1 tRNA gene and 1 rRNA gene are annotated in these 255 nt (G+C 56.9%); both read right to left on the bottom strand.

The features are described from left to right. Positions 1 to 59 (bottom strand) — tRNA-Ile (locus V6B97_RS17340). A 116-nt stretch (positions 60 to 175) separates the two neighbouring features. Beyond that, positions 176 to 255, bottom strand: a 16S ribosomal RNA gene (locus V6B97_RS17335); the annotation flags it as partial.

Here is a 255-nt window from a genome sequence, read left to right as displayed (position 1 = left end):
GGGAAGACTTGAACTTCCGACCTCACGCTTATCAGGCGTGCGCTCTAACCACCTGAGCTACAGGCCCATCGGCGAAGACGGGCGCGCGGCCCAGCTTCATTCACGGTTGCTTCAAAGAACACACGGTGCAAGACCGGTTCCTTGCAAGTAAACAGCGAGTCGGGAATTTGTCTGTAAAGGAGGTGATCCAGCCGCAGGTTCCCCTACGGCTACCTTGTTACGACTTCACCCCAATCATCGGCCCTACCGTAGACG

This window comes from Nitratidesulfovibrio sp. 1201_IL3209 (genome assembly GCF_036763125.1).
GTDB lineage: Bacteria > Desulfobacterota > Desulfovibrionia > Desulfovibrionales > Desulfovibrionaceae > Cupidesulfovibrio.
This window is presented reverse-complemented; position numbering and strand designations above follow the sequence as displayed.